General features: G+C 70.4%; 7 protein-coding genes. 6 read left to right on the top strand and 1 reads right to left on the bottom strand.

Translation table 11 applies throughout. From position 1 onward, the window contains the following. Positions 1-12: 12 nt before the first annotated feature. Positions 13-1,299, bottom strand: coding sequence for a lysophospholipid transporter LplT (gene lplT, locus V7Z54_RS07265; protein WP_334135484.1), 1,287 nt, complete (start codon positions 1,297-1,299; stop codon positions 13-15). 83 nt (positions 1,300-1,382) lie between these two features. Between lplT and alr the strand changes: the two genes are divergently transcribed. From alr to V7Z54_RS07235, 6 genes are all read left to right on the top strand, one after another. Then, entirely contained in the window at positions 1,383-2,543 is a 1,161-nt protein-coding gene (gene alr / locus V7Z54_RS07260; protein ID WP_334135483.1) for an alanine racemase, read from the top strand. A 127-nt stretch (positions 2,544-2,670) separates the two neighbouring features. Further along, the gene (locus tag V7Z54_RS07255) at positions 2,671-3,738 is read left to right on the top strand and encodes an efflux RND transporter periplasmic adaptor subunit (protein ID WP_334135482.1); all 1,068 of its coding nucleotides are present in this window, start codon (positions 2,671-2,673) and stop codon (positions 3,736-3,738) included. A gap of 17 nt (positions 3,739-3,755) precedes the next feature. Further along, positions 3,756-7,031 carry an efflux RND transporter permease subunit gene (locus tag V7Z54_RS07250; RefSeq protein ID WP_334135481.1) on the top strand — a complete coding sequence of 1,092 codons (3,276 nt, stop codon included), beginning with the start codon at positions 3,756-3,758 and terminating at the stop codon, positions 7,029-7,031. A 138-nt stretch (positions 7,032-7,169) separates the two neighbouring features. After that, positions 7,170-7,397, top strand: coding sequence for a YgaP family membrane protein (locus V7Z54_RS07245; protein WP_334135479.1), 228 nt, complete (start codon positions 7,170-7,172; stop codon positions 7,395-7,397). A gap of 34 nt (positions 7,398-7,431) precedes the next feature. Beyond that, positions 7,432-8,451 carry an SLAC1 anion channel family protein gene (locus V7Z54_RS07240; protein WP_334135477.1) on the top strand — a complete coding sequence of 340 codons (1,020 nt, stop codon included), beginning with the start codon at positions 7,432-7,434 and terminating at the stop codon, positions 8,449-8,451. Between the two features lie 134 nt (positions 8,452-8,585). Continuing rightward, on the top strand, positions 8,586-8,878 hold a 293-nt coding region (locus V7Z54_RS07235), incomplete at its 3' end, for a TSUP family transporter (protein ID WP_334135475.1).

Raw genomic sequence — 8,878 nt, 5'->3', positions numbered from 1 at the left:
CAGTACGCGCCTTCATCCGTGCAGGTCGTCGCGCCGGGCGATTTCGAACAGGCGCTCGAGCTCGTGGGGATAGCGGCGCAGGTTGGCCGCGTGCCAGCGCTGGATGCCCCACATGGTCAGCGCCACCAGCGTCCCGAACGCCGCGATGGCGCCGAACGCCGACACCCCTAGACCCGTGGCCGTGCTGTACAGAAAACCCAGCCCCAGGGTGCACGCCTGCTCGTTGAAATTCTGCACCGCAATCGAACGCCCCGCGCCCATCAGGTTGTGGCCACGGTGCTGCAGCAGCGCATTCATCGGCACCACCAGAAACCCACCCAACGCCCCCAGCAGCATCAGGAAGGGCGCCGCCACCCAGACGTTGTCGATCAGGTTCATCACCACCACCAGCGCGCCCATGACGATGCCCAGCGGCATGATGCGCGTGGCCTGCTCCAGCCGCATGCGCAGCGACGCGACAACCGCGCCGACCGCAGTGCCAATGGCCACCACCCCCACCAGCGACGACGCCTGGGTGGTGTTGTACCCCAGCGCGGCGGCGGCCCAAGCCAGCACGATGTAGCGCAGATTGCCGCTCACCCCCCAAAACAGCGTCGTGGTGGCCAGCGAAATCTGGCCCAGGGGGTCACGCCACAGGCGCGCGTTGTTGCGCCAGAAATCCGACAGCAGCGCCAGCGGGTTGGCCGGCAGATGCCGCAGCGGCGCCGTGGTGCGCGGAATGCGCAGGTTGAACGCCGCCGCCAGCGCGTACACCCCCACCAGAGCGACGATCGCCGCTTCCGCCGCGTTGCGCAGGTGCAGCAGGTCGATGCCGGGCAGATCGACCGCGCGCAGCCAGCCCGACACCACCGGCCCCACCAACTGTCCACCCAGCACCACCCCCAAGATGATGGAGGCAATCGTCAGACCCTCGATCCAGCCGTTGGCCTTGACCAGCTGCGACGGCGGCAGCAGCTCGGTGAGAATGCCGTACTTGGCCGGCGAGTACGCCGCCGCCCCCAGCCCGACGATGCTGTAGGCCAGCAGCGGGTGCACGGGCGTGAGCATCAGCAGGCACCCGACCACCTTGATCGCGTTGCTGATGAACATCACCTGGCCCTTGGGGCGTGAGTCGGCGAACGCGCCGACAAACGGCGCCAGCACGACGTAGAACAGCGCGAACATCGGCACCAGCGCGGCGGCCTGCCACTCAGGCGCGCCGCGGCTGCGCAGCAGCTCCACCGCCACCACGAACAGCGCGTTGTCGGCCAGCGAGCTGAAGAACTGCGCCGTCATGATGGTGTAGAAGCCGCGCTTCATGGCAGTGAAAACGTCTCGACCGGCGTGGACAGCGGCGCAAACTGTGCGAAAGTGCGCGCGTTTATAGCACGCGCCTGTTGCACATGCCCCGCCCGATTCTCGCCACCGTCCACCGCGACGCCCTGCGTCACAACCTGCAGCGCTGCCGCGCGGCTGCCGGCTCGGCCCGCATCTGGGCCGTCGTCAAGGCCAACGCCTACGGTCACGGCATCGAGCGCGTCTACCCCGCGCTGCGCGCGGCCGACGGCTTTGCGCTGCTGGACCTGGCCGAGGCCGAACGGCTGCGCGCGCTCGACTGGCGCGGGCCGATCCTGCTGCTGCAAGGGTGCTTCGAGCCGCGTGACCTGGAGCTGTGCTCGCGGCTGAACCTGTGGCACGTGGTGCACTGTAACGAACAGATCGACTGGCTGGCCGCCCACAAGACCCAGCAACCGCACCGCGTATTTCTGAAGATGAACTCGGGCATGAACCGGCTGGGCTTTCGGCCGGCAGCGTTTCGCGCCGCCTGGGCGCGCCTGCAGGCGCTGCCGCAGGTGGCCGAGGTGAGCCTGATGACCCACTTCAGCGACGCCGACGGGCTGCGCTTCGGGCGCGAGGGTATCGCGCACCAGGTTGAAGCGTTTGTCGCTGCCACGGCTGACTTGCCCGGCGAGCGCAGTCTGTGCAACAGCGCCGCCACGCTGCGCCACGCGCTCAGCACCCGGTTGGGCGCCTCCGGCAGCCAGGCGCTGGCTGCGGACTGGGTGCGCTGCGGCATCGCGCTGTACGGCAGCGCGCCCGACCACCCCGCCCACGACGCGGTGCACTGGGCACTGCAACCGACGATGACATTGGCCAGCCGGCTGATCGCCATCCAGGACGTCGCGGCGGGCGAGACCGTCGGCTACGGCTCGGCTTACGTGGCCCCGCACGCCATGCGCGTCGGCATCGTCGCTTGCGGATACGCCGATGGGTATCCGCGCCACGCCAGCCTGGGGCAAGATCATGGCGCCCCGGTGCTGGTGCGCGGGGTGCGCACGCGCCTGGTGGGTCGGGTCAGCATGGACATGCTGGCGGTGGATCTGACACCGGTGGAGGCCAGCGCAGGGCCATGTCACCCCGGCGACGAGGTGGTGCTGTGGGGCCGCAGCGCGCACGGCGCGGTACTGCCAGCGGACGAAGTGGCGCAGGCCGCCGGTACCATCGCCTACGAACTGCTGTGCGCGGTGGCTGCGCGTGTGCCTTTCACCACCGACGGCGGATGAGCCACGGGGCGACCGCCGTCGGCAGGCCTCTTGTACTCCAGGGAGTATGGACCTATACTATTGGGCAGTCAGGAGTCTGTCTATGCATGCCCCCGTTTCCGCTTATCCGATTTCGCTTTCCGCACCGATGGCGCCCCCCCGGCGCGCGCTGCTGCTGGGTCTGGCGTGGGTCGCCGCCGCGTCGCTGGCATCGCCAGCGCACGCCACCGAAGCCCCGCGCGTCGAAGTCCACACGGTGGCGCGCCAGCGGGTCGGCGTCGGGCTGACCCTGGACGGCGTGCTGGAAGCCGTGCAGCAAAGCACGCTATCGGCACAGGCCAGTGGGCGCATCGCCCAGCTCAGTGTCAAGGCCGGTGACCGCGTGCGTGCCGGGCAGGTGCTGGCCGTCATCGACGACCGTGAAACCGGCGCCGGCGTGCAGCGCGCCCAGGCCGCGGTGGTGCAGGCCGAGGCCGAAGCGCGCAACGCGCAGGCCCACCTGCAGCGCACGCGCGAGCTGCGCGCGCAGGGCTTCGTGTCGCAGGCGGCGCTGGACACCGCGCAGGCGCAGGCGGACGCCGCGCAGGCCGCGGTGGCGCAGGCGCGCGCCGCGCAGGCGCAGGCCGCGTTGGCGCAGGGCTTCACGCGCGTGACCGCGCCTTACGACGGGTTCGTGCTGGCGACCCATGCCGAAGTGGGCGACCTGGCCGCGCCCGGCCGACCGCTGCTGACCGTGTACGCCCCGCAGCCGCTGCGCGCCACCGTGCAGGTGCCCGCGTCGCGCGCGGCGGTGGCGGCGGCCGCCACACGCGTGGAGGTGCGCCTGCCCGACGGGCGCTGGGTGCAGCCTACGGGCCAGACGCGGCTGCCGGCTGCCGACCCGGTGGCGCAGACCATCGAGTGGCGCTTGCCGCTGGCCCCCGGGGACGTCGGCGCCGCGGTGCCGGGCCACACCGTCAAGGTGCGCTTCGTCGGCGGGCAGGAGGAGCGCCTGGTCATTCCGGCGCGCGCCATCCTGCGCCGCGGCGAGTTGAGCGCGGTCTACGTCGCCACAGCCAGCGGCGCACCCAGTGGCTTCGTGCTGCGCGCGGTGCGGCTGGGGGCCGACCTCGGGCCCGATGGGGTGGAGGTGCTGTCGGGCGTGCAGCCGGGTGACCGGGTGGCGCTCGACCCGGTGCGGGCGGGGCTGGCCGGTGCCCAGCCGGTGGCGCGCTGAAGCGGCGGGAGGCAGCGATGACGCACCCCACCCCGCACGACACCCCCGCCACCGAACGGCTGGGCTTTTCCGGCACAGTGGCGCGCCTGTTCCAGGCCAACGCCATCACGCCGCTGCTGGCGCTGGTGGCGCTGCTGCTGGGCCTGTTCGCCGTGTTGGTCACGCCGCGCGAGGAGGAGCCGCAAATCAACGTCACGATGGCCAACGTGATCATTCCGTTCCCGGGCGCGTCGGCCGCAGACGTCGAGAAGATGGTGGCGCAACCGGCCGAGCATGTGCTGTCGCAAATCCACGGCATCGAACACACCTACAGCGTCGCGCGCCCGGGTGTGGCGGTGCTGACGGTGCAATTCCAGGTGGGCGTGCCGCGCACCGAGGCGCTGGTGCGCCTGTACGACGTGCTCAACGCCAACCAGGACTGGCTGCCCCAGGGCCTGGGCGTGCTGCCGCCGATCGTCAAGCCCAAGGGGATCGACGACGTGCCGGTGTTTGCCGCGACGCTGTGGGCGACGGACGCGCGCAGTGCGCTGGAGCTGGAGCGCGTGGCGCACGCGGTGGAGTCGGACCTGAAACGCCTGCCCGGCACGCGCGAGGTGCAGACCATCGGCGGCCCCGGCCGAGCGGTGCAGGTGTGGCTGGATCCGGCGCGGCTGCGTGCCCGTGGCGTGTCGGTGCATACGCTGCAGCAGGCCATTGCCGCTGCCAACCAGGCGCTGCCCGCCGGCAGCGTCGCCAACCCACGCGCCGGGATGGACGGGGAGCCATCGATGCTGACGGTGGAGACCGGCGAGTTCCTGCGCTCGGCGCAGGACGTGGCCGACATCGTCGTTGGTGTCCACCAAGGCAAGCCGATTTATTTGCATGAGGTGGCGCGGGTGGAAGAAGGCGCGCAGCTGCCGCGCCGCTACGTCTGGCACACGCCCGGGCCGGGTGATGCGCTGCCCGACGGCGCGCAAGTCGGCCAGGCCTACCCGGCGGTTACCGTCATCGTCACCAAGAAGCCCGGCGTCAACGCGGTGGATGTGGCTCGTGCGGCGCGCGAGCAAATCGAGCGCCTGCGCAACACCCTCATCCCGCACGACATCCAGGTCACGGTCAGCCGCGACTACGGCGCCACCGCCGCCGACAAGGCCAACAAGCTGATCCAGAAGCTCGTTTTTGCCACCGCCAGCGTGATCGTGCTGGTGGGGCTGGCGCTGGGTCGGCGCGAGGCGGTCATCGTCGGTGTGGCCGTGATCCTGACGCTGACGGCAACGCTGTTTGCTTCCTGGGCGTGGGGCTTCACGCTCAACCGGGTGTCGCTGTTTGCGCTCATTTTCTCGATCGGCATCCTCGTGGACGACGCCATCGTGGTGGTGGAAAACATCCACCGCCACCGCCAGCTCACGCCCGACGCACCGCTGCGCGAGATCATCCCGCGCGCTGTCGATGAGGTCGGCGGCCCCACCATTTTGGCCACGCTGACGGTGATCGCCGCCCTGCTGCCGATGGCTTTCGTCACCGGGCTGATGGGCCCCTACATGAGCCCGATCCCCATCAACGCCAGCATGGGCATGGCCATCTCGCTGGCGATTGCTTTCACTGTAACACCCTGGCTGGCGCTGCACCTGACCCAACGGCACGCGCATGCGGCGCACGCGCCGTCACGCCTGACACGCGGCCTGCAGACCTTCTTTACCCGGACGCTGACACCGCTCCTGCACAGCGCGCGCAAGCGCTGGCTGCTGGCCGCTGGCGTGGTCGCGGGCCTGGTGCTGTCGGTGGGGCTGGCGGTGGTGCAGGCGGTGATCCTGAAGATGCTGCCGTTCGACAACAAGAGCGAGTTCCAGGTGGTGCTGCAAATGCCCGCTGGCAGCGCGTTGGAAGATACCGCCGCCGCACTGCAGGACATGACCACCTTCCTGGCGCAGCAGCCCGAAGTGGCGCACGTGCAGGGCTACGCCGGCACGGCCAGCCCGATCACCTTCAACGGGCTGGTGCGCCAGTACTACCTGCGCGCCGACGCCGAACAGGGCGACCTGCAGGTCAACCTGGTCGATGCGCACCACCGCCAGGAAAAGAGCCACGCCATCGCGCAGCGGCTGCGGCCGCAGCTGGAGGCCATCGCCCAGGCGCATGGCGGGCGCATCCAGGTGGTGGAGGTGCCGCCGGGGCCGCCGGTGCTGTCGCCCATCGTGGCCGAGGTCTACGGGCCCGATGAAGCCGGCCGCGCCGAGCTGGCGCGCCGCGTGGCGCAGGCGTTTGCCGCCACACCCGACATCGTGGGCGTGGACACCACGTTGCGCGAGGAAGCCCCGCGCGCCTTCCTGCGCATCGAGCGCGCGCGCGCCGAGGCGCTGGGCATTCCGGCGCAGGTGATCGCGCAGACCGTCTACACCGCGCTGTCGGGGGCGGATGCGGCCTGGCTGCACGACGGCCACGCCAAGTTTGCGGTGCCGGTGCGGCTGCAGCTGCCGCGCGAAGCGCAAGTGGGGCTGGATGCGCTGCTGGCGCTGCCGGTGCAGGCCGCCAACGGCCGCATGGTGCCGCTGTCGGAGCTGGTGCGCGTGGAGCATGGCGTCATCGAGCAGCCGCGCTTGAGCAAGGATCTGCTGCCGGTGGTCTATGTGCTGGGCGACATGGCCGGCCGCACGGACTCACCGCTGTACGGGCTGTTTGCGATCCGCACGCGCCTGGCCGAGGCCGCGCTGCCCGATGCCGGCCCCCTGGGCGAGTACTGGATCCGCCAGCCTGAAGACCCGTGGCGCCAGTACGCCATCAAGTGGGACGGCGAGTGGCAGATCACCTACGAGACGTTCCGCGACATGGGCGCCGCCTACGCGGTCGGCTTGGTGCTGATCTACCTGCTGGTGGTGGCACAGTTCCGCAGCTACCTGACGCCGCTGATCATCATGGTGCCGATTCCGCTGACCATGATCGGGATCATGCCCGGGCACGCGCTGCTGGGTGCGCAGTTCACCGCCACCAGTATGATTGGCATGATCGCGCTGGCCGGCATCATCGTGCGCAACTCCATCCTGCTGGTGGACTTTATCGAGCAGGAAACCGCCAAGGGCATGCCCTTTGCCGATGCCGTGGTGCAGTCGGCGGCGGTGCGCGCGCAGCCGATCGCGCTGACCGCCATCGCCGCCATGATGGGCGCGTTCTTCATTCTGGACGACCCGATCTTCAACGGCCTGGCGGTGTCGCTGATCTTCGGCATCGCGGTGTCCACCATGCTGACGCTGGTCGTCATTCCGGTGCTGTACTATGTGGTGTATCGTCGCCGCTATGCGGCGGCAGCCACCGCCTGATGTGTGATGTCGTCGTGGCCCGTTCGCCCGTGGCGCGCTGCGCCGATCCCCGTTGGGGACCCGTGCCCGCCGTGGCCACGGCTGGGAACACGGCGGCGACGGTGTTTTCTATTGTCCAACCCATTCAAGGAGTTCACCATGACCGTTGAACGTTACATCCGCATCATCGCCGGCTTGTTTGTGTTCGTCTCCGTCGCGCTGGGCGCGCCGTCGAGCCCGCTGTTCGTCAGCGAATGGTTCCTCGCCTTCACCGCGTTCGTGGGTCTGAACTTGTTCCAGTTCGGCTTTACCAACTTCTGTCCGCTGGCCATCATCCTGAAGAAGCTGGGCGTGCCCGAGTCCGCCATCCCGTGCAAGGCCTGCTGAGGCGCGCACATCCAGCGTCCGAAGGAGCGACGGCATGACTTCCCCTACGTCCCCGGCGCCGCTGCAGTTCCTGCACCCGGGCTGGTTTTCGCTCGTCATGGGGCTGACCGGCCTGGCGCTGGCCTGGCAGGCCGCCACCCCGCAGCTGGGCGACTGGGCGGGCGGTGCCGCGCTGGCGCTGGGTGCTCTGGGCACGGTGGTGTTTGTGGTGCTGGCGCTGGCGTCGCTGTGGCGCGTACAGCTGTACCCGCAGGCACTGGCCGAAGATCTGCGCCACCCGGTGCGGCATGCATTCGTTGCCGCCGCGCCGGTGTCGCTGCTGCTGGTGGCAACGTGGCTGGTGGCGACGGATCTGGCGCCCGCGCTGGCGCGGGGGCTGTGGTGGGTGGGCGCGCTGGGTCAGCTGGCGGTGACCGTGTGGGTGCTGGGGCGCTGGCTGGCCCCCACGGTCGCCCACGCCCCCGACGCGCAATCGCTGTGGAATGGGGTCACGCCGGTCCTTTATATTCCGGTGGTCGGCAACGTGGTGGCACCGCTGGCGGGGGTGGCGTTGGGCCATCCGGTGTGGTCGGCGGTGCACTTTGGCGTTGGGGCGTTTTTCTGGCCGGTGGTATTTGCGCTGCTGGTGGCGCGCCGCCTCACCCACGGCCCCATTCCGCCGCGGCTGCACCCGACCTGGTTCATCTCGCTGGCCCCGGCGGCCGTGGTGGGGCTGTGCCTGCTGCGCTTCGAGGCGCCGCCCATGGCCGTCGCGGCGGTCTGGGGGCTGGGTCTGTTCATCCTGGCCTGGGTCGGTCTACACGCACGCCGCTTCTTCGCCCAACCCTTCGCGTTGCCGTTTTGGGGGGTGTCGTTTCCGCTGGCGGCCTTCACCACGCTGACGCTGCGCCTGGGTTCGGCGTTGGCGCTACCCGCCATGCAGATGGCAGGAGTGGTGTTGCTGGCGCTGGCGTCGGTGGTGATTGCCGCGCTGCTGCTGGCCACGGTCAAAGGACTGCGCCAGGGCACGCTGCTGGCACCCGAACCGGTCGCACCGGTGGTGGCCGCGCCGTGACGCGGGTCACGCCCGCGGCCTGACGTGATCGTCCCGGAAACACCCCCGCACGCGGCGTCGCCCCGTCCTGCGGCACCTACACGGCCGCCGACGCCCGCCAACGCCGGGCGCGGCTGCACGGGCAGGAAGGCGCGATGACACTGCTGGAGCTGACGCTGCTGGGCGCAGCCGCCGTGGCGGCCGGTGCCCTCAACGCCATCGCCGGCGGGGGCAGCTTTCTGACCTTTCCGGCCCTGGTGGCGGTGGGTGTGCCCCCCATCGCGGCCAACGCCACCAGCGCGGTGGCGGTCTGTCCCGGCTATCTGGGCAGCACGCTGGGTTTTCGTGCCGAACTGGCGCGCCTGCCTGCGCGCCGCCTCGGGCGCGAGGCTCTGCTGGCCGCCACCGGCGGCGTGGCCGGGGCGCTGCTGCTGCTGGTCACGCCCGC

The organism is Tepidimonas sp., from assembly GCF_036824975.1.
Classification (GTDB): domain Bacteria; phylum Pseudomonadota; class Gammaproteobacteria; order Burkholderiales; family Burkholderiaceae_C; genus Tepidimonas.
The sequence above is the reverse complement of the archived record's forward strand: the minus strand, read 5'-3'. Positions and strand labels throughout refer to the sequence as shown.

Excerpts from the sequence above, each read along its gene's own strand:
- lplT (WP_334135484.1), bottom strand. The coding sequence starts at position 1,299 with ATGAAGCGCGGCTTCTACACCATCATGACGGCGCAGTTCTTCAGCTCG.
- alr (WP_334135483.1), top strand. The coding sequence starts at position 1,383 with ATGCCCCGCCCGATTCTCGCCACCGTCCACCGCGACGCCCTGCGTCAC.
- V7Z54_RS07255 (WP_334135482.1), top strand. The coding sequence starts at position 2,671 with ATGGCGCCCCCCCGGCGCGCGCTGCTGCTGGGTCTGGCGTGGGTCGCC.
- V7Z54_RS07240 (WP_334135477.1), top strand. The coding sequence starts at position 7,432 with ATGACTTCCCCTACGTCCCCGGCGCCGCTGCAGTTCCTGCACCCGGGC.
- V7Z54_RS07250 (WP_334135481.1), top strand. The coding sequence starts at position 3,756 with ATGACGCACCCCACCCCGCACGACACCCCCGCCACCGAACGGCTGGGC.
- V7Z54_RS07245 (WP_334135479.1), top strand. The coding sequence starts at position 7,170 with ATGACCGTTGAACGTTACATCCGCATCATCGCCGGCTTGTTTGTGTTC.